Genomic DNA, 24746 nt, shown 5'->3' on the forward strand with positions numbered 1-24746 from the left:
ACCCACGACGCACCACCCGCTGGGCAAAACCTGGGTAACCTCATGACTATGAGGGACCACCTCCACCGAGAGAACAGCCCCCACCCCGAGGTGTGGACCGGACGGGCCACCAACCGGATCCAGTGGCTGCTGGCGCTCGCCGGCGCCGCCTGTCTGGCCCTCGGCATCGAGCTGGCCGTCGACTCCGCCTGGAACTCCGGCACCGCCCCGCTGGTGATGTCCGTCGTGGGCTGCATCGCGGCCGGACTGCTGGTCCTCTTCGGCACACTCGCCTTCGTGCACGTGGCGCTGCGCGTCGACAAGGAGGCGCTGGAGGTGCGCTGCGGGCACATGGGCCTGCCGCGCCGCCGTATCCCGCTCTCCCACGTCGCGGGCGCCGAGTTCGCCCCGCACGTCACTCCGCGCCACTGGGGCGGCTGGGGCTACCGCTGGCGGCCCGAGAAGGGCACCGCGGTCGTCGTACGGCGCGGCGAGGGCGTCGTCCTGCGCCTGTGGGACGGCCACACGTTCACGATCACGGTCGACGACGCCGAGTCCGCGGTACGCGTGATCAGGGACCGGCTGCGTCCGCCGGCCCCCGGCCGGGCCTGAGCGCGCTGCCGGCGCCCCGGTGACCGGCCGTAGACTCCCGGGGTGACCGTCACCGCAACATCCGTCGACGAGTCGGACCGGCCGCGCCCACGGGCCACGCCCGCGCCCCGGCGCGCGAGACTCGTTTGGCTCGTGCCCGCCGCAGCCGCGGCGCTGTCCGGCCTGCTCCTCTACCTCAGCTTCCCGCCGCGCCCCCTGTGGTGGCTGGCCCTGCCCGCCTTCGCGGTCTTCGGCTGGACGCTGCACGGGCGTACCTGGAAGGCGGCGCTCGGCCTCGGCTACCTCTTCGGCCTCGGCTTCCTGCTGCCGCTGCTGGTGTGGACCGGGGTGGAGGTCGGCCCCGGCCCGTGGCTGGCGCTCGCCGCGGTGGAGGCGGTCTTCGTCGCCCTGGTGGGCGTGGGCGTCGCCGCGGTCTCCGGGCTGCCCGCCCGGCCGGTGTGGGCGGCGGCCGTGTGGATCGCCGGTGAGGCGGTACGCGCACGCGTGCCGTTCCACGGCTTCCCCTGGGGCAAGATCGCCTTCGGGCAGGCGGACGGCGTGTTCCTTCCGCTGGCCGCGGTGGGCGGCACCCCGGTGCTGGGCTTCGCGGTCGCCCTGTGCGGCTTCGGCCTGTACGAGGCCGTACGCCTGGCGGTGGAGGGGCGACGCACCCGCGCGGTACGGCGCTCGGCCGCCGCCGCGGCCCTGCTGAGCGTCGCCGTCCCGGTGGCGGGAGCGGTGGCCGCCCGGCCCCTGGTGAGCGACAGGGCCGAGGACGGCACCGCGACCGTCGCCGTCATCCAGGGCAACGTGCCGCGCGCGGGCCTGGACTTCAACGCCCAGCGGCGTGCCGTCCTCGACTACCACGCGCGCGAGACGGAGCGGCTGGCCGAGGCGGTGAAGGCGGGCAAGGTCGCGCGGCCGGACTTCGTGCTGTGGCCGGAGAACTCCTCCGACATCGACCCCTTCGCCAACCCCGACGCGCGCGCCGTCATCAACACGGCCGCCAAGGCGATCGGGGTGCCGATCTCCGTCGGCGGCGTCGTGGAGCGGGACGGCAGGCTGCTCAACGAGCAGATCCTGTGGGATCCCGTCCAGGGGCCCACCCAGACGTACGACAAGCGGCAGGTCCAGCCGTTCGGCGAGTACCTGCCGCTGCGCCCGCTGGTCGGGGCGATCAACAAGGACTGGACGTCGATGGTCCGGCAGGACTTCAGCCGGGGCGGCGAGCCGGGCGTGTTCACCGTCGACGGCACCAAGGTGGGCCTCGCCACCTGCTACGAGGCCGCCTTCGACTGGGCGGTGCGCGACACGGTCACCGGCGGCGCGCAGATGATCTCCGTGCCGAGCAACAACGCGACCTTCGGCCACAGCGAGATGACCTACCAGCAGCTCGCCATGTCACGGATCCGCGCGGTCGAGCACAGCCGTACCGTCACCGTCCCGGTGACCAGCGGCGTCAGTGCGATCATCATGCCCGACGGACGGATCACCCGGAAGACCGGCATGTTCGTGCCCGCCCACCTGGTCCAGAAGGTGCCGCTGCGCTCCTTCGAGACCCCCGCCACCCGGCTGGGCGTCCTGCCGGAGATCGCCCTGGTGCTGGTCGCGGCCGGCGGCCTGGGCTGGGCGATCGGCGCCGGGCTGCGCGGGCGGCGCGCCCAGGACGCGTAACCGTGCGCCGGGAGTACGCCCCCTGAACCGCGCGATCACCGGGGCCCCGCCCGTTAGGGTCGCTCCATGGCCACTCCTGACTTCATCCGCACGATCCGGGCCACCGCCGGCAACCAACTGCTGTGGCTCCCCGGGGTCACCGCCATCGTCTTCGACGACGAGGGCAGAGTGCTGCTGGGCCGCCGCTCCGACACCGGCAGATGGTCGGTGATCGGCGGCATCCCGGATCCGGGCGAGCAGCCGGCCGCCTGCGCCGTGCGGGAGGTCCACGAGGAGACCGCGGTGCGCTGCGTCGCCGAGCGGGTGGTCCTCGTCCAGGCGCTGGAGCCCGTCACCTACGCCAACGGCGACATCTGCCAGTACATGGACATCACCTTCCGCTGCCGTGCCGTGGGCGGCGAGGCACGGGTCAACGACGACGAGTCGCTGGAGGTGGGCTGGTTCGCAGTGGACGCGCTGCCCGACCTGAACGAGTTCGGCCTGTTCCGGATCAAGCAGGCCATGTCCGACGCACCCACATGGTTCGACCCTATGGAATCCGGCTGAAATATGGGCCGTGCCCACATGGGGGGAGGCGGGGGCGCTGCCTAGGGTCGACATATGACCTCGCCCACCCCCCTTCCCGCCCCCCACACTCCCTCGCTCGACCTCGGCGGCCGTACCGCGCTCGTCACCGGCGCCGCGAGCGGTATCGGCCGCGCCTGCGCGCTGCGGCTGGCCGCCGCCGGGGCGAAGGTCAGAGCCGTCGACCGGGACGCGGCGGGCCTGGACACGCTCGCCGGGCAGGCGGGCCCGCTGGCCGGCACCCTCGAACCGCGGGTCCTCGACCTCACCGACCTCGACACCGCCGAGCGGGCAGCCACCGGCGCCGACGTGCTCGTCAACAACGCCGGGCTGCAACTGGTGCGCCCCATCGAGGAGTTCCCGCCCGAGGTCTTCCACACCGTGCTCACCGTGATGCTGGAGGCACCGTTCCGGCTCATCCGCGGCGCCCTGCCCCACATGTACCGGCAGCGGTGGGGCCGGATCGTCAACGTCTCCTCGGTCCACGGCCTGCGCGCCTCCGCCTACAAGTCGGCGTACGTGGCCGCCAAGCACGGCCTGGAGGGACTGTCCAAGACCACCGCCCTCGAAGGCGCCCCGCACGGCGTCACCTCCAACTGCGTGAACCCCGGCTACGTCCGCACCCCCCTGGTCGAGAGGCAGCTCGCCGACCAGGCGAGGACCCACGGCATCTCCGAGGAGCGCGTGCTGTCCGAGGTGCTGCTGCAGGACAGCGCGGTCAAACGGCTGCTCGAACCCGAGGAGGTCGCCGAGGCCGTGGCGTACCTGTGCGGCCCGCACGCCTCCGCCGTCACCGGCACCTCGCTGGTGCTGGACGGCGGCTGGACCGCGCACTGACCACCCTCCCGGTGCCCGCTCGCTCCGGAGTTTTCCACAGGCTCCCCACGAGGACCGGGCGATGGGTGATCCTGTGAGCATGTCCAGCGATCACGTGCGGTCCACCGAGCGCCCCGCCACCGGCACGGGACCGGCCACCGGCGACCCGGCGGGCGAGAGCGCCGAAACGCCCTTTCTCGAGCTGCTGGCCCGGGGCGCGTCCACCGCCGCGTACGAACAGCCGGTGCGGCTCGCCCGCGCCGAGGGCCGGCCGGCGGAGTGGATCGGCGCGCTCGAACGCGCCCGGCTGCTCGCGCTGCGCGTGCGCGCCGAGCTGGAAGGACGGAGGCGGCGCGAGGCGGAGCTGTCGGCGCTGTTCGAGACCGCCCACGACCTGGCCGGCCTGCGCGACCTGGACGCGGTGCTGCAGGCCATCGTGCAGCGCGCCCGCTCCCTGCTCGGCACGGACGTCGCCTACCTCACCCTCAACGACCCCGCCCGCGGCGACACCTACATGCGCGTCACCGAGGGCTCGGTGGCGGCCCGCTTCCAGCAGCTGCGCCTGGGCATGGGGGAGGGACTCGGCGGCCTGGTCGCGCAGACGGCCCGCCCCTACGTCACCGACGACTACTTCAAGGACGCCCGCTTCCAGCACACCGGCACCATCGACGGGGGCGTACGCGACGAGGGCCTGATCGCCATCCTCGGGGTGCCGCTCATGCTCGGTCCGCACGTGATCGGCGTGCTGTTCGCGGCCGACCGCCGGGCCCGGATCTTCGAACGCGAGCAGATCGCGCTGCTCGGCTCCTTCGCGGCCCTCGCCGCGGCCGCCATCGACAGCGCCAACCTGCTCACCGAGACCCGCTCCGCCCTCGCCGACCTGGAGCGGGCCAACGAGATCATCCGCGACCGCAGCGCGGTCATCGAGCGCGCCTCGGACGTGCACGACCGGCTCGCCGAACTCGTCCTGCGCGGCGGCCAGGTCCACGACGTGGCCGCCGCCGTCTCCGAGGTGCTCGACGGCACCGTCGACTTCACCGAGGCCACCGCCGCGCCCGCCGACGCCCTGGAGGCCTCCCGGGCCGAGGGACACGCGGTGCGGCACGGGCAGGACTGGATCGCCGCCGTCGCCGCGGGCGGCGAACTGCTCGGCGCCCTCGTGCTGCGCGGCCAGCCCGGCCTCGACCCCGTCGACCAGCGCACGCTGGAACGGGCCGCGATGGTCACCTCGCTGCTGCTGCTCGCCAGACGGTCCGCCGCCGAGGCCGAACAGCGCGTCCGCGGCGAACTGCTCGACGACCTCCTGGACGCCCGCGACCGCGACCCCCGCCTGCTGCGCGAGCGCGCCGCCCGGCTGCACGCCGACCTCGACGCCACGCACGTCGTGCTCGCCGCCCGCCTCGACGCCCCGGCAACCGACGCCGAGCAGGAGGCCGCCGCCCGCCGCCGGCTGTGGTCCGCGGCCTCCCATCTGGCCGCCACCCGGCAGGGCCTGGCCGTCGCCCGCGACGGCGGCACGGTCCTGCTGCTGCCCCTGCGCCGCGGGGACAGCGCGACGGAGCTGGCCCGCCGTACCGCCCGCCATCTGGGCACCGGCGTCAACGAGGCGGTCACCGTCGGCGCCTCCGCCCCCGTCGAGAGCCTGACCACCGGATCCGACACCGTCACGGCCGCCTACGACGAGGCCCGGCGCTGCCTGGAGGCCCTGCGCCTGCTCGGCCGCAGCGGTGACGGCGCCGCCGCCCAGGACTTCGGCTTCCTCGGCCTGCTGCTGGCCGGTGACCGGGACGTCGCCGGCTTCGTCGACCGCACCATCGGCCGGGTCGTCGCCTACGACGAGCGCCGCGGCACGGATCTCATACGCACCCTGGAGGCGTACTTCGCCTCCGGCATGAGCCCGGCCCGCACCAAGGACGAGCTGCACGTCCACGTGAACACCGTCGCCCAGCGCCTGGAGCGCGTCGGCCGTCTGCTCGGCGAGGACTGGCAGGCCCCCACCCGCGCCCTGGAGATCCAACTCGCCCTGCGCCTGCACCGCTTGTCGGCACCGGCAGCGCACGACTGAACCCCGTACGCACGCGTACGGGGGCTGGGTGAAGCAGGCGAAGACCGACCGGGGTGAGGGGCCGGCTGGTGCGCTGACGACGGCGGAGCGTGAGGAGCTCGTGAGGCTGCGGCGCAAGGTCCGCGAGCAGGAGCAGACGATCGAGGTGCTGGGAAAAGCGACAGCCTTCTTCGCGCAGCAGAGGACGAAGTAGCCGCGCGCTACCGGTTCATCGACGCGGAGAGGGCCAGTGAAGCCAATCCCGGCGGGTACAGCGTGTCGTTGCTGTGCCGGGTGCTGAAGGTGGGTCGCTCGGCCTACTACGCCTACCTTGCGGGCCGTGAGGCCGCTGGGGCCCGGCAGGGGGCCGAGGACGAGCTGGCCGGGGAGATCCGGCGGATCCATGCCGGATCGCGGGGCGCCTACGGTGCCCCGCGAGTGACCGCGGTCCTGCGGCGCGGGGGTCGGCCGATCAACCGGAAGAAGGTCGAGCGGATCATGCGGGAGCACGGCATCCGCGGGATCACGCGACGCCGGCATCGTAGTCTGACGAAGGCCGACACCAGGGCGGCGCCGTCGCCGGACCTGGTCGGCCGAGATTTCACCGCTGCCGAGCCCGGCACGAAGCCGGTGTCCGACATCACCTACCTGCCCACGCTGGCCGGCTGGTGGTATCTGGCGACGGTCATCGATCTGGCCACACGCGAAGTGATCGGCTACGCGACGGCCGACCACCACCGGGCCGGGCTCGTCGTCGACGCCCTGCGGATGGCCGCCGCCCGCGGCGTACTGAAGGAGGGCTGCATCACGCACTCGGACCGCGGTTCGGAGTACACATCTGGTGAATACCGCTCCCTGATACAGGAGTTGAGTCTGCGGCAGAGCATGGGACGAACTGGGTCATGTTACGATAATGCCGCTGCCGAAAGCTTTTTCGGTCTGCTGAAAGCGGAGATCGGCACCACGGTCTGGGAGTCCCACGAAGCCGCCCGGGCCGACGTCTTCCACTTCATCGAGGTCGAGTACAACCGCACCCGCTTGCGCAAGCATCCCGAGTACGGCTACGTCACCCCACTCGAAACCAGAGCCCTGGCGACGCAAGACCTCACCCCCGCAGCGTAAACACCCGCTGTCCAAGCGCAGGGTGGAACTTCAATCGCCGCTTCCACCGCCACTCGCGTCTACCAGGAACTGGCGCGCCGGGGCCTCACCGTCGGCGAAGTGGGCCGCGGCACCTTCGTGTCCACCACTCCTGGCCCGGCCGTGCCGTCCCTGATCGAACCCACCGAAAGCCGCGTGGACCTCGAACTGAACTACCCGGTGGTGCCCGAGCAGACCGGGCTGCTGGCTGCCGGACTCGGCAGGCTCTTGCGCCCCGACCCGCTGGCGGCGGCCCTGCGCCCGGTCGGTCCGGCCGGCACCCCTGCCGTGCGTGCCGCCGCTGCCGCTCTGCTGGCACGCGGCGGCTGGCACCCCGATCCGGCAGGCGTGCTCTTCGCGGGCAGCGGTCGCCAGGCGATTCTGGCCGTCGTCGCCGCGGTGACGAGGCCGGGTGCCCGGCTGGGTGTCGAGGAACTCACCTATCCGGTGCTCAAGGCGATCGCAGCCCGGCTCGGCGTCACCCTCGTGCCGCTCGCCATGGACGATGCGGGACTGGTTCCCAAAGCCGTCGAGGAGGCACACCGGGCCGGGCCGCTGCACGCGATCTACGTCCAGCCGACCCTGCACAACCCGCTGTCGCTCACCATGCCCGCCGAGCGGCAGGACCGGCTGGCCGGCCTTCTGACGGAGCTGGGCATTTACGCGATCGAGGACGGCGTCTGGTCCTTCCTCCGCGACGACCTGTCCCCTCTCGCGTCGCGCGCGCCGGAGCGGACGGTTCTTGTCGACAGTCTGTCGAAGCGGCTCGCCCCCGGACTGTCCCTCGGGATGGTGGTGGCCCCCGCCGCCGTGGCGAACAGCGTCTCCGTGGCACTGCGTTCGGGGGGCTGGGCCCCTGTGCGGTTCGCGCTGGAGGCGATGGCCCAGTGGCAGGCGGACGGCACTGTGCGGACCGTGGTGCGGGCCAAGCAGCGTCAGGCCGCCGAGCGGCAGGAGATCACTCAGCGACACCTTGGTGAATTCGTGACACGGGGCGACCCGGGTTCGTACTACCGCTGGTGGGAACTGCCGCAGCCCTGGCGTGCCGACACTTTCGTCGCGGCTGCCGCGCGGCACGGCATCGGGGTGACCCCGGCCGCGGCGTTCTGCGTAGGCCGCCATCGGGTTCCGAACGCGGTTCGCCTGGGCCTTGCCTCACCCAGCTCCGAAACCCTCTCCCGGGCACTCGCCACGCTGGCCGACCTCGCCCGGTCCGCACCGGACGATCTCGTCACCGACTGAAGGCGACGCCAGGAGGAGCGTGACGTCTCCCGTGCCCCACGTTCAGCCGGCTACCGGTGGTTTGTCGACCTCGGACCGGCCGGGCCGAGCCGGTCGTCGACAACTCCGCAGACCGTGACAGGACCTCATCGCGAGCGTGCGCGCCGAAGGAAGTTCCGAAAGTTTCGGCGAGGTGTGCGAAAATGTCCGGAGTCTTCGTTGCGTACAGCCGCAGAGGGTGGTCGGTGCGGTCGAATTCCCTCTGTCCGTCCAGCTGTGCCGGTCTTCGAGTGTGTCAGCAGTGGGGGCAGAACGGCCAATTCGAAGTGGTTCGGCTCCGGGTGTTGTCATGCTCCGACCCCATCCCTACGCGCGGGAGCGCTCCCAAATCTCTGGCTCGGCGCGCTGCGGCCTACGAAACATTCGGACCGGGAAACCCCGTGTTTCTGCACGGTCACCGGGCTCGCGGCGGCACCGCCTCCAGGCCGGACCCGCGTCCCCCGACCGCGCATCTTCCTCCGGAGGTCCCCCATGCGCTTCCATTGGCACCGATATCGGCCTCGGGTATGGGCAGCCGCGGCCCTGATGGCCGCCGCGAGCCTGACCGCCCCTTCCCTCACCGCGCAGGCGGACGCAGCAGACGGACACGTCGCTGCCGCGCAGGTGCAAGCCGCCGTCGAGGACGACGGCGCCGGCTGCGCGGTGCCCACCCCGGGCTCCTCACCGGCCAACCCCCTGCTTCCCGACCCCTTCAGGAAGGTGAACGGTACGCGTATCTCTGCGAAATCCGACTGGCGGTGCCGTCGTACGGAAATCAGAGAGCTGGCGCAGAGTTCCGTCTACGGCCAGAAGCCCGCAAGACCCGCCAGTGTTACGGGGACGGTCTCGGCGAGCGGCATCACGGTGAACGTGACGGACCAGGGAAGGAGCGCGAGTTTCTCGGCGAGCGTGAGTCTGCCGAGTGGTTCCGGTCCCTTCCCGGCCGTCGTCGTCCTGGGCGGGCTCGGCGCGGACACGGCCACCCTCAAGGCCTCCGGCGTCGCCGTCATCAACTACGACCCCTACACGGTGGGGCGTGAGGGCACCGCGCGGAACAACAAGCAGGGAGCCTTCTACAGCGTCTACGGCTCCTCGAGCAGTACGGGGCTGCTGATGGCCTGGTCCTGGGGAGTCAGCCGGATCATCGACGTCATCGCGCAGTCGGGCGGCAACCTTCTCAAGGCGGACGCGACCGGCGTCACGGGATGCTCACGGTTCGGCAAGGGCGCCCTCGTGGCCGGCGCGTTCGATCAGCGCATCGGTCTGACCATGCCGATCGAGTCGGGCAGCGGTGGTGTTCCCGTCCTCCGGGGGGGATTCCGGGGGAAAACGACGCCCAGCCTCTGAGCAGCGCCTACTCGGAGCAACCGTGGCTGGGCGACGCGTTCGGCTCCTTCACGGGCAACCCGAACACACTGCCGGTGGACACCCACGAAATCGTGGCCATGGTCGCGCCGCGAGGGCTGTTCGTCATGGAGAACCCCCACATCGACTGGCTGGCCGCCAGGTCGGGGAGCGTGGCGGCGCTGGGTGGAGCCGAGGTCTACAAGGCGCTCGGCGCGGGGAGCAACCTCACCTACTGGTCCGACGTCCGGGACGGGACCCACTGTGCCGTCAGGTCCGAGTGGAGGACCCCGTTGCAGCAGAGCATCCAGAAGTTCCTGCTGGGCACGGGCAGCGGTTCCGGCGCGTTCAGGATCGCCGCCGGCAAGTCCGGCAACCTGTCCGCATGGAGGGACTGGCAGACGCCGGCCCTGTCCGACGGCGGGGGCGGCACCGGAGGCGACCCGGGCGACGGTGACCCGGGAGGCGACCCGGGCGGCGGTACGAACGGCACCTGCGCCGCCGCCTACCGCAACGTCAACAGCTGGCCCGGCGGTTTCCGGGGTGAGGTGACGATCCGCAACAACGGCACCAACACGCTCAACGGCTGGACCGTCGGCATGACCCTGGCCTCCGGTCAGTCCATCAGCAGCCTCTGGGACGGGGTGAACACCGGGACCAGTGGATCCGTCACGGTGCGCAGCACGCCGTACAACGGCACCCTCGCGGCCAACACCACCGCCACCTTCGGCTTCACCGTCACCGGCGGCTCCACGGCCGCACCCGGCAGCATCACCTGCAAGAGCCCCTGATTCCCGCACACATCCCGTGGTCCCGCCCCGGCACCCCCGTGCGCCCCGCCGGGGCGGGACGCGGCGGCCGGCCTTGAGGCGGGCCAACTTCCCCTGTCATCAGCCGTGTTGCTGGCGCGGAGTGGGTTAGTCTGTGCTTCAACAACCATGGTGGCAAGGGAGCCCAGCGCTGTGAGCGAACGGCCGGCCGGCGGCATGACGCCGATCAACTCTTCCGTGGCGCACCCAGCCCGGGTCTACAACGCCTGGCTCGGGGGGAAGGACAACTACCCGGCCGACCAGGAGGCGGCCGAACTGGCGGCGGCGGCCAACCCCAGCATCATCCCCGCGGTCCGTGCGAACCGGGCCTTCCTCGGACGTTCCGTGCGCGAGCTGGTCGACAAGGCGGGCATCCGGCAGTTCCTCGACATCGGCACCGGCATTCCCGCGGCCGACAACACCCACGAGGTGGCCCAGCGGCACGATCCCGGCGCCCGCGTCGTCTACGTCGACAACGATCCCGTGGTCCTGGCCCACGCCGAGGCCCTCCTCGTCAGCACGCCCGGCGGAGCCACGGACTACGTCCAGGCCGACCTGCGCGACGTAGAAGCCATCCTGGCCCGGGCCCGGCGGACGCTCGACTTCTCCCAGCCCGTCGCCCTGATGCTGATCGCGGTGCTGCAGTACATCCCGGACGCCGACGATCCCCACGCCCTCACCCGTGCCCTGCTCGACGGGCTTCCCTCCGGCAGCCACCTCGTCATCTCCCACCCGGCCTCGGACATCGCCGCCGAGGAAGTCGCGGCGTCCATGCGCGTCTACAACGAGCGCGCCGACAAACACGCCGGCGCGACCCCGCGCCCTCATGAGCAGGTCACCCGCTTCTTCGAGGGCACCGAGCTGCTGGAGCCCGGGGTCGTCCAGCTCACCGAGTGGCACCCCGACGCCGACACCGCCGTGGACGCGGGCCCGCTTCCCATGTGGTGCGGCGTCGGACGCAAGCCCTGACACCTCCGGTGCGGCGGGGACCCGGCGGCAGGGGCCGGAGCGGTTCTCGCCGAAGGCGAGCGGGAGGGGGCGTACCGCGACCGTCCCCGGGGCCGGTGCCGTCGGCCTACCGGGAGGTTCCGAAGGCCTGGGTCCAGTAGTTGCCGGGCTGGGCCAGGCCGACGCCGATCTCCTTGAACGCGCAGTTCAGGATGTTGGCCTTGTGGCCGGAGCTGGACATCCAGCCGGCCATGACCTGCTCCGGAGTGCTGTAGCCGTAGGCGACGTTCTCGCCGTAAGTGCGCCAGGTGTAGCCGGCACGGGTGATCCGGTCGCCCGGGGAGGAGCCGTCGGACCCGGTGTGCGACATGTTCCGGTGGGCCGCCATGTCCTCGCTGTGCGCCTGTGCGGCCCTGTTCAGCGCCGCGTTCACCGTCAGGGGCGAGCAACCGGCCTTGGCCCGCTCGGAGTTGACGAGCTCCACGACGCGCGCGGTGGTACCGGACGCCGTGGCGGTGGGCGCCGGCGTGCCCGGCGACGTGGGGGCGGCGGAGGTGGGAGGAGCGGAGGGAGTGGAGGGGGCGGTGCTCGGCGTGCCGGCGGACGGAGTCGGCCTGGGCTGGGGAGCCGTGGTCCGTCCCGTGTGCCAGGGCGCGGCGGCCCTGGGCTTCGACGGGGCGGTCCAGGGCTTCTGGGGCGCGGTCCAGGGCTTCGGGCCGGCGGGGGCCGGAGTGCTCGCGGCGGCAGGAGTCTTCCACGGTGCCGAGACCGGCGCCCGGTTCCCGTCGCCGGGGAAGCGGCTTCCTCCGCTCTCCCGCCAGTCGCCACAGGCGAGGGCGACGGACGGCACGCCCACGGCGCCCACGGCGATGGCGGCGACGACGATGCGACGGTGACTCTGCTTCTTGCGGTGCTTGCCCATACGTGACCTCACTAGGTGATCGCCGAACGCTGCTGACCTGCGGCGATGTCCTGCGGATGGTCATTGTTGGGATGGCTTCACAGCGAACGCAAAGGGCTTCGCCACTACTGTGCTTCGTAGGTGCGGGCGGCTCTTGCGAAGGTGAGCGGGGGCGTGCTGCCCCGGCTTCTGTCTGCTTTCCGAAATACCGCCACCCCGTCAGATGTGCGCCGTGCGCGAGGTACCGGCGAGTACACCGGGCAGAGGGACAACCTTGCGAGCCTGCCGTGACGCACGACTCCACCAATCCGGACAAATGCTGTATGTCGCCAGGGCGTCGTCTACTACCCGGCACGCTCAGGTGCGACATTCGACGTGACGGATGTCACCGGCCTGGCCCTTCAAAGCTTGTCCGTTCGTTTTCTTGAGCCGTTCGTGTGTGCCGCGTAGGTTCCGTGCATGACCGGACCTCGGCCCCCGTCCACCGCAGAGGAGGGCGGTTCCGAGATCGAGGCGCCCTTCACGCCGGGTCGCGTGGACGCCTCGCAGGGGCAGACCGACGTGCAGTCGTTCGCGGCGCTCGAACCGACCGCCGACGGGCTCCGCGACCAACTCGGCAGGGGCGACCGGCTCCCGGCGGAGCACCCTCCGCTCGACCGGGCGAACCTGCTGACCCCGAGCGCCCCGGAGGTGACGGTCCTCGTCGGCGGCCTGCGGGTCCTCGGCGCGAACCACCAGCGCTCCCAGCCCGGTGTCCTCACCCGGACCCCGGCGTGCCGACCGACGACTTCTTCGTCACGTGGGCGGGCAGCCGCGCCGACCTGCTCTTCGGGTCGAACTCCGAACTGCGCCTGCTCGCGGAGGTCTACGCGAGCGACGACGCCGAGGAGAAGCTCGTCGAGGACTCCGTCGCGGCCTGGGCCAAGGCCATGAACCTCGACCGGTTCGACCTCGCCTGATCCCGACCGAGCACAACCGGACGCGACCCCCGGGCCGGGCCGGTCGGCCCGGCCCGGGGGTCGGCCCGGGAGTGTCCGCACGGGACCCTCTCCGGCGGTTTCGGCGGCGCGCTATCCCTCGCGGTGTCCGTCCGGGGTCTGCCGTGGGTGGGACTTGGCGACCGGGGAGCCCGCGGTGACCTCCTGGGGGTCGACCGCGTCGAGGATCTGGTCGCCGTACAGGTCCTCCAGCCAGGTGGACTGGTAGATCGTGTCGAGGTAGCGCTCGCCGAGGTCCGGGGCGATGGCCACCGCGGTCAGGTCGCGTGTCCCGTTCCGGGACAGCCAGTCCAGCGCGCCGCTGACCACCGTCCCGGTGGAACCGCCGAAGAGGAACCCGCGCCGGGCCAGTCGATGGCAGGCGCGGATGGTGTCCGCCTCCTCCACCTGGATCACCTCGTCGACGTAGGACTCGTCGAGCAGCGGCGGGCGCATGCTCATGCCCAGGCCGGGGATCATCCGGCGGCCCGGCTTGCCGCCGAAGGCCACCGAGCCGACGGTGTCCACCGCGACGATCCGCACCGGCCGGTGCCATTCGCGGAAGTAGCGCGCGCACCCCATCAGCGTGCCGGTGGTGCCCGCGCCGATGAACAGCACGTCCAGCCGGGGGAACTGCCGGGCGATCTCCGGCGCCGTCCTGCGGTAGTGCGCTCCCCAGTTGCCGGGATTGGTGTACTGGCTGAGCCAGACGTACCGCTCGTCCGAGGCGCACAGCGCGCGCACGTAGTCGAGGCGCGCGCCGAGGAACCCGCCGTTGGCGTCGAGGTCGGCGATGACGTGCACGTCGCTGCCCAGCGCCTCCATCAGCAGCCTGGCCGACAGGTTGCAGCGGGAGTCCGTCACACACAGGAACCGGTAGCCCTTACTGGCCGCGATCATGCTGAGCGCCACGCCCAGATTGCCCGACGAGGACTCGATCAGGGTCGAGTCGGGCTTCAGCAGCCCGTCCCGCTCCGCGGCCTCCACCATTTCTATCGCGGCCTTCAGTTTGATCGAGCCGGCGAAATTGAAGCCCTCGCACTTCAGGTAGAGCGAGCGCCCGAAGACCGACCGCAGGTCGACGTAGAGCTGACCTTCGTTGAAGGCGTGGGGAGCGGAGATGACGGTCACGCTGGCCTCCTGATGCCTGGGCCGAGGGAAGGAACGTTCAGCCGTACCGGCGCAGCTCATGAAAGAAGTCGTCGATGACGTGCAGGTCTCCGGCGCGGACCACCGCGTCGTAGACGTACTTGCCGACGGCGAGGTCGAGGACCCCGAGACCGAAGGGAGAGAAGATCACCGGCCGGTCGGTGCGCGGCTCCACCCGTCCGGTGATGACGTCGTCGAGGGTGCCGTCCAGGAAGGCCCGGCCGCCGGTGAGCTGCTCGGTCAGATGGGGCGAGGTGCCGGCCTTCAGACAGTGCTCGACGTCGTCGACGAAGTTGGCCGAGGCGAGCAGCACCTGTGGGGCGAGGTCGCGCAGCGACACATGCAGCACGACCGGATGGTGGGCGAACCAGGCCGGGTCGGTGACGTGCGGCTCCGAGGCGATCGTCGCGAAGACCACCAGGTCGCTGGAGCGGATCAGCTCCTCGGCGCTGTCGTGCACGGTGATGTCCGCGGCCTGCCCGGCTTCACTCGCCTGCTGCAGATGGCCGCAGAAGCCGGCGGCGCTGTCGGGCGACAGGTCGTACACCCCGACGCTGTCGAAGACGAAGCCCGTGCCGGTCAGGAACGTGTGGATGTAGCGGGCGATCAGACCCGTGCCGAAGAAGCCCACCCGGGTGGGCCGGGGCCGGTTGCGGGTGAGCCGGTCCGCGGCCAGCGCGGCGGACGCCGCCGTCCTGGTGGCGCTGATGATGGAGCTCTCCAGGCAGGCGAACGGGTAACCCGTGTCGTGGTCGTTGAGGACCAGGACCGCCGACGCCCGGGGCAGACCGGAGGAGATGTTGGCCGGGAAGCTGGAGATCCACTTCAGGCCGTCCACCCGCACCGGCCCGCCGACCGAGGCCGGCAGCGCGATGATCCGGGAGGCGGGACGGTCGGGGAAGCGCAGGAAGTACGACGGCGGATTCACCGTCTCGCCGGCGCCGTGCAGCCGGTAGGTCGCCTCGACCAGGTGAACGAGCTCCTTCTCGCGCCCCTGGAGCGCCCTGTGGACCTGGGCGCCGGAGATCACCGCGAAGGACGGCACCGGGGCCGGACGGGAGGCGGCCGGGTCGGTGGCGGGGGAGGTCACAGGGGTCATCGTCGGCTTCCCTTCGGGTGCGGGCCGTACTCGGCCAGGCGCTGCGGCTCGGCCATGGCGACCAGCACCTGGCGGTCGCCGGTGAAGGCCTCTCTGCTGTGCGCGGTACGGATGTTGTCGACCAGCATCAGATCGCCGGCCTGCCAGGGCTCGCGCCGGGTGTGCTCCTCGTAGGTCGCGTTGAGCAGCTGGACGACGTCCTCATCGATCGGATCGCCGTCCCCGAAGCGGGTGTTGAACGGCAGCCCGTCCTCGCCGTACTCGTCCACCAGGTACTCGCGCACCTCCGGGGCCAGCGTCCACTCGTTCAGGAAGGCGATCTGGTTGAACCAGCAGCGCCGCCCGGTGACCGGGTGCCGTACCACGGCGGCGCGGCGCTGCCGGGTGCGCAGGGCGCCGTCGGGCTGCCAGGTGAAGTCGATGGCGTGGGCGCGGCAGTAGTTCTCCACGGTCTCGTGGTCGTCGGTGCCGAACGACTCCGCGAGGGAGGCCCCGATCTCGTCGTTGTAGCTGCGGGTCAGCAGCCAGCCCTCGCGCTCGAACCGCTCGGTCAGCTTGGTGGGCAGCGCCTCCAGCACGGCCTCCGCGTCGGCCACGGCGGTCGCTCCGCCCTCGGCGGGTGGGACCGGGCAGGCGAAGAGCATCAGACCGGGGACCTGAAGCGCGTAACTCAGCTCGTGGTGCATGCACATGGGCTGGTTGGCCGGCCAGGCGGTGGAGGAGTACAGCCCCGGCCCGTGGGACTCCCGGGGGGCGAAGGCCTCCCGTTCCGCCATGAGCGGGCCGCCCAGCTCCTTGAAGACGGCGGCGATCCGGTCCGGCTCCCGCAGGCCCAGGCCGCGCACGAGCAGCGCTCCGTGCTCGGTGACCTGCGCGCGCAGCGCCTCACGGTGCTCGGCCGCCCACCGGGCCGCGTCCACAGGGGTCTCCACCCGCAGGACGGGCGGCCTGTCCGGCCGCAGCTCCACCTCCAGCACCGACGCCGGGGACGAGAACGACATCTCGGTTTCCTTTCGTTCGTCACCTAGGAGGCCCGGGCGGGCCTCGGGGTGTTCAGGAGGAGGCCAGCAGTTCGGTGGCGCCCAGGACGGCCCGCGCGGCCTCGGCGGGGCGGGTGCGTAGGAAGTAGTGGCCGCCGTCGGCGAGTTCGTGCAGGTCCACCTGTTCGGCCAGCAGCTCCCAGTCCCGCCAGCGGTCGCGGAACTCCGCGGTGTTCGCGTCGTCGGCGGCGACGACCACGGTGACCGGCGCCGCCAGTTTCACCGTCGGTGGACGCTCCAGGGCGTCGGCCAGGCAGCGGTGCGCACAGACGCAGTCGTGCCGGTAGGCGGCGCCGATGTGCTCGGCGTGCTCCGCGTTCAGCTCGCCGAGCACGCTGTAACCGCTGTCCGCGCCCAGCCGGGCGGCGATCTCCGCGTTGTTCTGCTGGATCAACTCGCTGACGGCGGCTCGTCGTTCGGCGGCGGTGCCGAGCAACTGGGCGCCGAGGAACACCCGCGTCACCTCGACCCCGTGCCCGGGCAGCGCCCGGGCCGTCTCCACGGCGGGCGCGGCACCGGAGGAGTGGCCCCACAGCATGACCCGCTTCAGGCCGCGCCCGGCGATCTCGGCGGCGACCCGCTCCACCACCTGCTCCAGCGGCGCGAACGGCTCCTTCGCGGTGGCCAGGTCGTGTCCGGGCGGATCCACGGCGTACACGGCGAGGCCGCTGTCGGCCAGGGCGCTCGCCATCGGCTGGAAGTTGACCGCGTTGCCGCCCGCGTACGGAAAGCACACCAGCGCGCACTCCGGCGTGCCGTCCGGCGCCGACAGCGGCTGCAGCAGCTCCGGGCGCCGGCGGGCCGTGCCGTCGAGACGTGCGGCCAGTTCGGCGAGCACCGGGTGCCGGGTGATGTCCTTCAGGGACACCGCGCGGTGCAGGGCGATGGTGAGCTTCACCGCCGACAGCGAGGTACCGCCGAGGTCGAAGAAGTGGTCCCGCCGGCCGATCGTGTGCGGGGCCAGGCCCAGCAGTTCGGCCCAGGCGGCCGCCAGCCTGCGCTCGGTCGGGGTGCGCGGCGCGTCGCCGTGCTCCCCGGCGTCACCCTCCGCCCCCGGCGTGCTCCGTTCGGCCAGCGCGGTCAGCACCTTGCGGTCGATCTTGCCGTTGGCGGTCAGCGGCAGCGTCTCCTGCCAGTGGAAGGCGGACGGAACCATGTACGCGGGGAGCGCGGCACCGAGCGCCTGCCGCAGCTCCTGGGGCCGCAGGCGCCGACCGGTGTAGAAGGCGATCAAGTGCGTGCTCCGGCCCGCCAGTTCGGCGACGACCACCGCGCCGTCCCGGACCCCGTCCACCCGCAGCAGGGTGTTCTCGATCTCCCCGATCTCGATGCGGAACCCGCGGATCTTCACCTGGCTGTCCCGGCGGCCGAGGAACTCCAGCTTCCCGCCGGGGTGCCAGCGCCCCCAGTCGCCGCCCAGGTAGAGCCGCTCGCCCGGCCGGTACGGGTCCGTGCGGTAGGCCTCACGGGTCCGCTCGGGATCGTTGACGTACCCGCGCCCCACGCACACCCCGGAGAACGCGATCAGCCCCGGGGCGCCGAGCGGCACCAGCGACAGGTCCTCGTCGACGACGTGGACACGTACGTTGTTGACCGGGCGCCCCAGCAGCACCCGGTCCGGCACCGCGTCCATCACCTCGTGGTTGGTGTCGTCCGACGTCTCCGTCAGCCCGTAGGCGTTGACCAGGCCGATGCCCGGCTGGAGGGCGAACCAGCGCTGCACGAGCTCCCGCTTCAGCGCCTCACCGGTCACCGACACGCACGCCAGGTCGGGAAGTTCGCGCGGGTGCCGCTCCAGGTACGAGACCACCACCTCCAGATAGGAGGGCACGACCTGCGCCACCGCGACCCGGCCGCGCACCAGTGTGTCGACGAACCGCTCCACGTCCACGACCGCGTCCTGCTCGACCAGCAGGGTCCGCCCGCCCACCAGCAGCCCGGCGATCAGCTGCCACAGCGAGATGTCGAAACACTGCGGAGCCGTCTGCGCCACCACCCGGCCGGGGCCGATCCCCAGGTCGTCGATCTTGGCGTACAGATGGTTGAGCATGCCCGCGTGCTCGCACATCGCCCCCTTCGGCTCGCCGGTGGAACCGGAGGTGAAGTAGATGTACGCCAGCTGGTCGGGCAGGACCTCCACACCCGGGTCCCCGTCGGCGTGCTCCTCGGCGTACGCCGTCCCGACGAGCAGCTTCCCGGGCCTCGCCGGCAGCGTGGCCAGGGCCTCGTCGAGGGTGGCGGTGCTGCCCGGCTCGGTCAGCACCAGCCGGCACTCGGCGCGGGAGAGCGTCGCCGCGATACGGCCGGCCGGGAAGTGCGGCTCGATCGGCAGGTAGACGCAGCCGGCCTTGAACACCGCCAGCACCGCGGCCAGCCAGTCGAGGTCGCGCTCGGTGACCACGGCCACCACGTCCTCCCGGCCCAGCCCGCGCGCCAGCAGCGCCCGCGCCAGCCGGTTGGCCCGCGCGTTCAGCTCCCCGTACGTCCACGAGCGCTCCCCGTGCACCGCGGCCACCGCGTCCGGGTGCTCCCGCACCCGCTCCTCGAAGATCTCGTGCGCCCGGGCCGGCGGCAGCTCCCGGTGGGGTCCGGCCAGCCCCTGGAGCTGGTGGCGCACCTCCTCGGGCGACAGCAGGCTCTGCCCGGTGTGCCCGGCGTCCGCGTCGGCCGTCATCAGCCGCAGCGCGGTCAGGTGGTAGCCGCCGACACGGGCCGCGGCCTCGGCGTCCAGGGCGTCCGTGCGGTACCGCAGCCGCAGCGCCGTCCGCCCGTCCCGCTCGCCGAACGCCACCCGCAGCACCGCCTCCTCGGGCAGGTCGCATCCGGCGTCCGCGGGGTCGAAGACGACCTCGTACGACCGCCCCGTCAGCCCCAGGTCCCGGCGCAGCTCGCCGACGGGGAAGTCCCGGTGGGTGATCAGGTCCGCCTCGACGCGACGGGTGTCGCGCACCAGTCGGCGCCACGACCGCGGTGCCACGGTCAGCCGGCAGGGCAGTGGACCGCGCCCGGGCCCCGTGACATACCCGGTCACCACCTCCCGCTCACCCGACAGCGCGGCCAGCGCCTTGGCATGGGCGGCCAGCAGCACCGCGCTCACCGGTACGTCCAGCTCCGCGGCCAGAGCGTGCACCGCCCGAGCGGTGTCCGCCGGCACGGTCTGCTCGTACTCGGCCACACCGGCCACCGGCTCGCGCGCCCACCGCGGAACGGCGGTGAAACCGCCGGCGGTCAGCACCTCGCTCCAGAATTCCCTGTCCGCTGCCACGAGCGCTCCCATTGAATGCCTCTTCCTCAACTCGCCGTCGGCGCGGCCGGGTTTCCGCCCCATTCCGCCTGCGCGGGGACTTCCTCGCCTTTCATGAGGAAGGAATCGGGGGCCAGCACTGCTTCGTCGCCCACCGTCACGCCGTAGTGCACGTGCGCGCCGACCCCGATCGTGCAGTCGGCGCCGAGCGTCGTGCGGTCGGATTTGAAGGTGCCGTCCTCCTGCGAATGGCACTGGACCTTGCTGCCGACGTTCAGGGTGCAGTCGTCCCCGATGGTGGTGAGCGTGCGCTCGGTGATGTAGCAGCCGTCGTCGAAGACCCTGCGTCCGATGCGCACCCCCAGCAGACGCCACACCAAGCTCTTGAACGGCGTCCCGTTGAACACCTCGAGCCATTCGTCCGGCACCTTCCACAGGCGCTCGTGCCACCAGAAGTACGGGTCGTAGATGGAGCACAGCCTCGGGCTCAACGCACGGAAGGAGGCCACGGCCCGCTCCACCAGGACCCAGTAGAGGGCGGTGAACCCCAGGGTGAGCGCCAGGTAGCCGGCGATCACCACAGGGCCCAGCGCGCCGTACAGGTCCACGGAGGCCAGCGCGAGTGCCGTGAGCAGCGCGGCGTGCACCCAGCGCAGCAGCAGGAACAGCGTCATCGAGCGGAGGTTGTAACGGTTCTTGGCGGTGAGGCTGCGGCGCAGCGCGTCGCCGGTCCTGAGATGGTCGAAGCGGGTGTCGCGCTCCACCGACCGGGGGATCTCGAAGCACGGTGAGCCGAGCAGCCCGACGCCTTGGCGCAGTTCGCCGTCGAGGGGGACCATCACCTTCGTCGCGAGCAGGCAGTTGTCGCCCGTCCTCGCCCCGGCCGGGAAGGCGATGTTGTTGCCGAGGAAGTTCTGCGGACCGATCGACGCCCGGCTCACCCGGAACGAGGTGCTGGAGAAGTCCGCGTTGACGACGGACAGCCCGTCGGCCACCATCGTGCCGCTGCCGACGGACACCAGGAACGGCGTCTCGTGCTGGACCTCGGTGCCGAAGTTCGACCCGGTCTGCTCCACCCGGGACAGGTCGTATCCGAGGCCGCGCAGATAGGGAACGATGTAGGAGCTGTCGCCGCACAGCCAGGTGAAGAACTTGATGTTCGTCATGCCGGCCACCACCCGGTGCAGGGCGTAGTGGAAGCCGTAGAGCGGATAGACCCGGTCGGGCTCGATGGCCAGGCTCAGCAGCCGGGGAACGGTGAACAGGACGACCAGCCCCAGGACGGCGGTCCCGAAGAACAGCACGCTGGATACGAGCAGCGTGTCGGTGACGAACTTCGGGACCGTGGACAGGGCCGTGCCCGAGTCCAGCCGCGTGCGCAGCGCCGGCACCTGGGCGAACAGCATGTAGAGGCCGCCGACCGCGAACGGCAGGTACAGCAGGAACAACTGCAGCAGGGCGGTCAGCGCGAAGCCGGCCCGGCGCAGCGTGCCGCACCGGGCCGGTTCCACCCGGACGTAGTCGACCGTCGTGGGCTGTGCCGGGGAGCCGTGCCGACGCTCACCGGCCGGGACGTGCTGGCCGCGGTACAGGGCGGAGGCGTGGCCGAGCTGCGCCCCGTCGCCCATCGAGGTGTCGATGTCGAGCACCGTCTTCTCGCCGAGGAAGACGTCCCGGCCGAGCGTGATCCTGCCGGTCTGGATACGTCCGGCGTGCGCGCGGTAGCAGAGGAAGAACGAGTCCTTGCGGATCACCGTGCCGGCACCGATGGTGAGCAGGTCGGTGCAGACCGGAACGGAACGGGAGAGAATCGTGACGTCCTTGCCGATCCGTGCGCCCAGGGCCCGCAGATACATTACGTACAGCGGATTTCCCACGAAGAGAACCATCGGATTGGCGTGCAGCAGTGACTTGACGAGCCAGAAACGCAGATAGGCCGCACTCCACAGAGGGAACTCGCCGGGCCTCCAGCGGCCGACGAGAATCCACTTGGCGGCGACCGGGAAGGCGCACAGGGTGATGAATCCGGCGCCGCCGAACACGAGTGACCGCAGGTAGATGCCGGCGATTCCGGATCCCGCGGCGACCCACTCGTAGGCCCTGACGGTGGCCATCCCGATGACGAATGAATATCCGAGGAAAATGAGCAGTTGGGCGGTTCCGCACAGTACATAACGCGTTGTGCTCGCCGGTGTCGTCCGGGCCGGTGGGACCGGCCCCGCGGGCGAGCCCGGGACCGCCGGGTCCGGGGCGCCGACGGGTGATGGGGCGGCCTGGACGAGAGCGGCGGCCAGGCTGCGGACCGTGGGGTTGCGGTAGATGTCCTTCATGGACACGGACGGCAGGTCAGGTCGTTTCCGTACCCGGGCGCAGAACTGGGCCATGACGAGGGAATTGGCGCCCAGATCGTCGAAGAAGTGACTTTCGGCCGCGACGTGATCGACGTGTACGACATCCGCCAGTATTCCGGCGAGCTCCCTTTCGGTGTCCGCCGTCGCCGGGGCGGTGCCGCCTCGTCCGACGAGCGCGGATTCGCCCGGCCCGGGCATCAGGATGTCCGCAGACTTCTCCACCATACGAGCTCCCTGAGAAAGGTCGAAAACCATCGGCCAACGGTGCCCGGTTCCCGAGACCGTGCATTTTCGCTTGATCACGAAACCATGGCTCAGTCTTGTGCGGTCATCGCCGGGTTGCCACTCGGATACGGCCGCGCGGGCACGGCAGAAACGGGCAACGCGCCACTTTTCCTCGGTTCTCCGCACTGTCGGGATGAGTAATGTCACCCATATGGGGGTTCACCCTCTGAGGGGATGCGGAGCGGTCGACGGGCCGCCACGGGAGTGTGCCGGGGCGTACCGACCCGGCCGTGGGGCCCGGTCGTCCGGTGGGGACGGGCACCGGGGACATCGCGTCCCGCGTTGTCCGACCCTGCCGAGTGGCCACGGCCCGTCCGCGCGCGCAGACTGAGCAGTACGCGGAGCTGCCCTGTGGAGGGCTGTGCCGGTGGTCCGCCCGACCGTTCGTTGAGGGGGCCGATATGGCCGTGGAAATCCCGCCCCTGTTGAAACCCTCACGGCTCAAGCGCCGTGGAGGGCTCTGGGGCGAATGCATGGCAGAGTTCCTGGGGACCTTCGTCCTCATCGCCTTCGGATGCGGCTCGGTGGCCATGGCGGTCGCCGCACTGCCCGGCTCGGGCCGCACCTCGGGGCCCACGACGTTCTTCATCAGCTCCGGTGACTGGCTGCTGATCGGCTGGGGCTGGGCCTTCGCGGTGGCCCTCGCCGTGTACGTGGCCGGAGGCGTCAGCGGGGCGCACATCAACCCCGCGGTGACGCTCGCGTTCGCGGTGCGCCGCAAGTTCCCCTGGGTGAAGGTGATCCCGTACTGGATCTCCCAGGTGGTGGGCGCCTTCGCCGGGGCGGCCCTGGTGTACGCCGTCTACCACGACGCCATCGGAGCCTTCGACCAGGCCATGAAGGGACCGAAGACGAACGGGCACACGCTCGCGTCGTTCTCGATCTTCGCCACCTTCCCGGCGCCCTACTTCCACGGCGGCTACTGGGGTCCGCTGGTGGACCAGATCGTCGGCACCGCCTTCCTGGTCATGCTGATCGCGGCGCTCATCGACCTGCGCAACATGGCGGTGAAGGCCAACCTCGGACCGCTGGTCATCGGCTTCGTGGTGGCCGCCATCGGCTTCTCCTTCGGGGCGAACGCCGGATACGCCATCAACCCGGCCCGCGACTTCGGGCCGCGCCTGCTCACCTATGCCGTCGGGTGGGGAGACCTGGCGTTCCCCGGCAGTCTGGCCGGCGCGTTCAGCAGTTACTGGTGGATCCCCATCGTCGGACCGTTCATCGGCGGGATCGTCGGTGTCCTGGTGTACGACCTGTTCATCAGCGACGTGCTGAACATCCGCGCCCAGACGGGTGCGCTCCAGGAGCCCGGGCGCACCCGCCCGGTGGAGGAGGAGTAACCGCTCTCACCGGGCGGGCCGCCGGGACCCGAGGCTGGTCAGGAGTACGTCCAGCGCCAGGCGTTGGAGCGGTGGACGCAGGTGATCGGGGCACCGCTCGCGGTGGTGGTCCGTGCTCCGTGGTCGCTGTTGCGACAGAACTGTCCCGCCCGGTAACAGTTGCCGGAGTTGGAGACGATCGAGCAGGTTCCGCTACGGGTGACGCTTCCGCTGCTGCCGCTTCCGGTGCCGGCGGCGAGGGCGGTCCTGGTGACGGTGACCGTCGGGCCGGGCGTCTTGACGGTCCTGGTCGTGGTGACCGTCGCGGTGGGCTCGGGAGTGACGGTCTCGGTCGCCGTGGCGGTGGCTGTGGCCGTGGCCGTGACAGTCACGGTCGGCTGCGGTTTCGCGGCCTCGGACGCTCCACAGCCGACGGCTCCGACGGCCAGCAGGGCGATGCCCGCCGCCCACAGGCGGCTGTGCTCGCCGGGCCGCCGGGTGCCGGTTCTGGCGGGCGGTTGCTGCGGCTGGTGGTTCCGGTTCATGGTCCCCCCTAGCCGTGGTACTTGATGTAGCCGTCGCCGTCCCGGTCGTCGCGGGCCTTGGTGTAGGAGTGGACGTCGGCGCGGGCGCCGGAGGGCTTGAGCAGGTGGATGGTGTCCTTGTCGTTGTTCCAGAGGAAGTTGCAGTTCTGGCGGTAGACGACGTTCTTCGCGTCGGAGTCGGTGCCCTTGCCCCCGCGCAGCTTCACGTAGTCGCCGGGCTCGAGGTGGTGGTTGGCGCGGAACGTGAACTTGTTGCCGGCGGCGTCCTTGACGACGTAGCCCTTGAGGTTGACCTTCGCGGTGCGCGAGTAGTTCTTGATCGTCAGGTACTCGTTCTTGGTGTTGCCCGTGCGGCAGTTGTTGGAGTCCCGTCCGGGCGCGTCGTACTGGACGCCCTTCACCTTCAGCGCCGACGAGTACTCGGCGGCCTGCGCGGGAGCGGCGACGACGACGGCGACGGCGCCCGCCGTGGCGGCGACGGCGAGCGCGGAGCGTATGCGCATGAGGTTCCCCCCTCAGTGGTGTGAATGGAGCGTCAGGAGCTTACACAGTCCGTGGCGAACGAGTGACGGGTGAGTGCAGAAAATGTGAAGGCGCCCGTGTCGATGGGACATGGGCGCCGCTCTGTCGAGAGGTGGAGGACCTGCCCGGGTTGCGCTACCGTGCC

20 protein-coding genes and 2 pseudogenes are annotated in these 24746 nt (G+C 71.3%); 14 read left to right on the forward strand and 8 right to left on the reverse strand.

Features of this window, described 5'->3' with window-relative positions:
* Nucleotides 1-48: 48 nt before the first annotated feature.
* From DEP02_RS13325 to DEP02_RS13370, 11 genes and pseudogenes are all read left to right on the forward strand, one after another.
* Nucleotides 49-591, forward strand: coding sequence for a hypothetical protein (locus tag DEP02_RS13325; RefSeq protein WP_112467538.1), 543 nt, complete (start codon nucleotides 49-51; stop codon nucleotides 589-591).
* Between the two features lie 42 nt (nucleotides 592-633).
* The gene (lnt, locus tag DEP02_RS13330; protein WP_112467539.1) at nucleotides 634-2244 is read left to right on the forward strand and encodes an apolipoprotein N-acyltransferase; all 1611 of its coding nucleotides are present in this window, start codon (nucleotides 634-636) and stop codon (nucleotides 2242-2244) included.
* A gap of 66 nt (nucleotides 2245-2310) precedes the next feature.
* Complete coding sequence (locus DEP02_RS13335) at nucleotides 2311-2790, forward strand: NUDIX hydrolase (RefSeq protein ID WP_112467540.1); 480 nt, start codon at nucleotides 2311-2313, stop codon at nucleotides 2788-2790.
* A 54-nt stretch (nucleotides 2791-2844) separates the two neighbouring features.
* Nucleotides 2845-3645: a 3-hydroxybutyrate dehydrogenase gene (locus tag DEP02_RS13340; RefSeq protein ID WP_112467541.1), complete on the forward strand. Its 801-nt coding sequence runs from the start codon at nucleotides 2845-2847 to the stop codon at nucleotides 3643-3645.
* A gap of 79 nt (nucleotides 3646-3724) precedes the next feature.
* Nucleotides 3725-5689: a helix-turn-helix domain-containing protein gene (locus DEP02_RS13345; protein ID WP_112467542.1), complete on the forward strand. Its 1965-nt coding sequence runs from the start codon at nucleotides 3725-3727 to the stop codon at nucleotides 5687-5689.
* 28 nt (nucleotides 5690-5717) lie between these two features.
* On the forward strand, nucleotides 5718-5882 hold the full coding sequence (locus DEP02_RS33425; protein ID WP_157977437.1) for a hypothetical protein: 165 nt from the start codon (nucleotides 5718-5720) through the stop codon (nucleotides 5880-5882).
* Between the two features lie 17 nt (nucleotides 5883-5899).
* Nucleotides 5900-6790 (forward strand): IS3 family transposase, encoded by an 891-nt coding sequence (locus tag DEP02_RS13350; protein WP_112467543.1) that lies wholly within the window; start codon nucleotides 5900-5902, stop codon nucleotides 6788-6790.
* A 30-nt stretch (nucleotides 6791-6820) separates the two neighbouring features.
* A pseudogene (locus tag DEP02_RS13355) lies at nucleotides 6821-8050 on the forward strand (aminotransferase-like domain-containing protein); the annotation flags it as partial.
* 564 nt (nucleotides 8051-8614) lie between these two features.
* Entirely contained in the window at nucleotides 8615-9415 is an 801-nt protein-coding gene (locus DEP02_RS34655; protein ID WP_232839085.1) for a glucuronyl esterase domain-containing protein, read from the forward strand.
* Between the two features lie 26 nt (nucleotides 9416-9441).
* Nucleotides 9442-10203, forward strand: coding sequence for a cellulose binding domain-containing protein (locus DEP02_RS34660; RefSeq protein WP_438947760.1), 762 nt, complete (start codon nucleotides 9442-9444; stop codon nucleotides 10201-10203).
* A 195-nt stretch (nucleotides 10204-10398) separates the two neighbouring features.
* Complete coding sequence (locus DEP02_RS13370; protein ID WP_112467565.1) at nucleotides 10399-11190, forward strand: SAM-dependent methyltransferase; 792 nt, start codon at nucleotides 10399-10401, stop codon at nucleotides 11188-11190.
* Between the two features lie 106 nt (nucleotides 11191-11296).
* Here DEP02_RS13370 and DEP02_RS35495 read toward each other — a convergent pair whose 3' ends face one another.
* A complete protein-coding gene (locus DEP02_RS35495) occupies nucleotides 11297-11653 on the reverse strand; it encodes a CAP domain-containing protein (RefSeq protein WP_332871960.1) in 357 nt (118 codons plus the stop codon).
* Nucleotides 11654-11663: 10 nt separating this feature from the next.
* Between DEP02_RS35495 and DEP02_RS35500 the strand changes: the two genes are divergently transcribed.
* Nucleotides 11664-12065, forward strand: coding sequence for a hypothetical protein (locus tag DEP02_RS35500; protein ID WP_332871961.1), 402 nt, complete (start codon nucleotides 11664-11666; stop codon nucleotides 12063-12065).
* A 491-nt stretch (nucleotides 12066-12556) separates the two neighbouring features.
* Nucleotides 12557-13029: pseudogene (locus DEP02_RS13380) on the forward strand (catalase/peroxidase HPI); the annotation flags it as partial.
* A 111-nt stretch (nucleotides 13030-13140) separates the two neighbouring features.
* On the opposite strand, the gene sbnA reads toward DEP02_RS13380, so the two are convergent.
* The 5 genes from sbnA to DEP02_RS13405 are packed head-to-tail and all read right to left on the reverse strand — an operon-like array spanning nucleotide 13141 to nucleotide 22155.
* Nucleotides 13141-14178, reverse strand: coding sequence for a 2,3-diaminopropionate biosynthesis protein SbnA (sbnA, locus tag DEP02_RS13385; protein ID WP_112467549.1), 1038 nt, complete (start codon nucleotides 14176-14178; stop codon nucleotides 13141-13143).
* A gap of 37 nt (nucleotides 14179-14215) precedes the next feature.
* The gene (gene sbnB / locus DEP02_RS13390) at nucleotides 14216-15295 is read right to left on the reverse strand and encodes a 2,3-diaminopropionate biosynthesis protein SbnB (RefSeq protein WP_112467550.1); all 1080 of its coding nucleotides are present in this window, start codon (nucleotides 15293-15295) and stop codon (nucleotides 14216-14218) included.
* Nucleotides 15292-16296, reverse strand: coding sequence for a TauD/TfdA family dioxygenase (locus tag DEP02_RS13395; protein ID WP_112467551.1), 1005 nt, complete (start codon nucleotides 16294-16296; stop codon nucleotides 15292-15294). The genes sbnB and DEP02_RS13395 overlap by 4 nt, the downstream gene beginning before the upstream one ends.
* A 52-nt stretch (nucleotides 16297-16348) precedes the next feature.
* Entirely contained in the window at nucleotides 16349-19612 is a 3264-nt protein-coding gene (locus DEP02_RS13400; RefSeq protein ID WP_112467552.1) for a non-ribosomal peptide synthetase, read from the reverse strand.
* Between the two features lie 14 nt (nucleotides 19613-19626).
* Complete coding sequence (locus DEP02_RS13405; protein WP_112467553.1) at nucleotides 19627-22155, reverse strand: Pls/PosA family non-ribosomal peptide synthetase; 2529 nt, start codon at nucleotides 22153-22155, stop codon at nucleotides 19627-19629.
* A gap of 461 nt (nucleotides 22156-22616) precedes the next feature.
* On the opposite strand from DEP02_RS13405, the gene DEP02_RS13410 reads away from it, so the two are divergent.
* Nucleotides 22617-23555: an MIP/aquaporin family protein gene (locus DEP02_RS13410; RefSeq protein ID WP_112467554.1), complete on the forward strand. Its 939-nt coding sequence runs from the start codon at nucleotides 22617-22619 to the stop codon at nucleotides 23553-23555.
* Between the two features lie 38 nt (nucleotides 23556-23593).
* Here the strand turns inward: DEP02_RS13410 and DEP02_RS13415 are convergent, their stop codons facing one another.
* Nucleotides 23594-24079 carry a hypothetical protein gene (locus DEP02_RS13415; RefSeq protein ID WP_112467555.1) on the reverse strand — a complete coding sequence of 162 codons (486 nt, stop codon included), beginning with the start codon at nucleotides 24077-24079 and terminating at the stop codon, nucleotides 23594-23596.
* An 8-nt stretch (nucleotides 24080-24087) separates the two neighbouring features.
* Nucleotides 24088-24582 (reverse strand): lamin tail domain-containing protein, encoded by a 495-nt coding sequence (locus tag DEP02_RS13420; RefSeq protein WP_112467556.1) that lies wholly within the window; start codon nucleotides 24580-24582, stop codon nucleotides 24088-24090.
* Nucleotides 24583-24746: the final 164 nt, after the last annotated feature.

The organism is Streptomyces triticisoli, assembly GCF_003270085.1.
GTDB classification, from domain to species: domain Bacteria; phylum Actinomycetota; class Actinomycetes; order Streptomycetales; family Streptomycetaceae; genus Streptomyces; species Streptomyces triticisoli.

Coding starts and splice junctions, on each gene's coding strand:
- DEP02_RS13340 (WP_112467541.1), top strand. CDS start 2,845: ATGACCTCGCCCACCCCCCTTCCCGCCCCCCACACTCCCTCGCTCGAC.
- DEP02_RS13410 (WP_112467554.1), top strand. CDS start 22,617: ATGGCCGTGGAAATCCCGCCCCTGTTGAAACCCTCACGGCTCAAGCGC.
- DEP02_RS13420 (WP_112467556.1), bottom strand. CDS start 24,582: ATGCGCATACGCTCCGCGCTCGCCGTCGCCGCCACGGCGGGCGCCGTC.
- DEP02_RS13415 (WP_112467555.1), bottom strand. CDS start 24,079: ATGAACCGGAACCACCAGCCGCAGCAACCGCCCGCCAGAACCGGCACC.
- DEP02_RS13400 (WP_112467552.1), bottom strand. CDS start 19,612: ATGGGAGCGCTCGTGGCAGCGGACAGGGAATTCTGGAGCGAGGTGCTG.
- DEP02_RS13395 (WP_112467551.1), bottom strand. CDS start 16,296: ATGTCGTTCTCGTCCCCGGCGTCGGTGCTGGAGGTGGAGCTGCGGCCG.
- DEP02_RS13370 (WP_112467565.1), top strand. CDS start 10,399: ATGACGCCGATCAACTCTTCCGTGGCGCACCCAGCCCGGGTCTACAAC.
- DEP02_RS13345 (WP_112467542.1), top strand. CDS start 3,725: ATGTCCAGCGATCACGTGCGGTCCACCGAGCGCCCCGCCACCGGCACG.
- sbnB (WP_112467550.1), bottom strand. CDS start 15,295: ATGACCCCTGTGACCTCCCCCGCCACCGACCCGGCCGCCTCCCGTCCG.
- DEP02_RS13405 (WP_112467553.1), bottom strand. CDS start 22,155: ATGGTGGAGAAGTCTGCGGACATCCTGATGCCCGGGCCGGGCGAATCC.
- DEP02_RS34655 (WP_232839085.1), top strand. CDS start 8,615: ATGGCCGCCGCGAGCCTGACCGCCCCTTCCCTCACCGCGCAGGCGGAC.
- DEP02_RS13335 (WP_112467540.1), top strand. CDS start 2,311: ATGGCCACTCCTGACTTCATCCGCACGATCCGGGCCACCGCCGGCAAC.
- DEP02_RS13325 (WP_112467538.1), top strand. CDS start 49: ATGAGGGACCACCTCCACCGAGAGAACAGCCCCCACCCCGAGGTGTGG.